The organism is Bordetella sp. BOR01 (genome assembly GCF_019218885.1).
Classification (GTDB): domain Bacteria; phylum Pseudomonadota; class Gammaproteobacteria; order Burkholderiales; family Burkholderiaceae_B; genus Bordetella_A.
Genome location: NZ_JAHUWT010000015.1, coordinates 1 through 584, shown reverse-complemented (window position 1 = coordinate 584; position 584 = coordinate 1). Strand labels below are relative to the sequence as shown.

Sequence of the window (584 nt, the reverse complement as noted above, 5' to 3'; positions counted from 1 at the left end):
TCGATCTCGATCTTGACCGTACTGGGATCGACGGTAGAGGCGCCGGCCTTGTAGTGCATGACCATGCCGGGGAAGATCATCACCGCGGCCACCATGATCAGCTGGATCACGATGAACGGCACCGAGCCCCAGTAGATCTGGCCGGTGGTCACCGGCTCGATGCGCTGGCCGGTGATCTTGTCGCGGTAGGCGTCCTTGGGCGCGACCGAGCGCAGGTAGAACAGCGCGAAGCCGAACGGCGGGTGCATGAACGAGGTCTGCATGTTCACCGCCAGGATGATCCCGAACCAGATCAGGTCGATGCCCATCTTGTCGGCCACCGGCCCGAGCAGCGGCACGATGATGAACGCCAGCTCGAAGAAGTCCAGGAAGAACGCCAGCACGAAGGTCAGCACGCTGACCACGATCAGAAAACCCCATTCGCCGCCCGGCACGCTGGTCAGCAGGTGCTCGACCCACAGGTCGCCGCTGACGCCGCGAAAGGTCAGCCCGAACACCGTCGAGCCCACCAGGATGAACACCACGAAGCACGACAGCTTGGTGGTCGTGTCCATCGCCTGGCGCAGCAGGTCCAGCGTCAGCCG

The 584-nt window shown here is 63.7% G+C and carries 1 protein-coding gene; it reads right to left on the bottom strand.

The annotated features are described in order from the left end of the window. A partial coding sequence (locus tag KW845_RS29325; RefSeq protein WP_218372944.1) for a TRAP transporter large permease subunit occupies window positions 1–584 on the bottom strand: 584 nt, incomplete at both ends.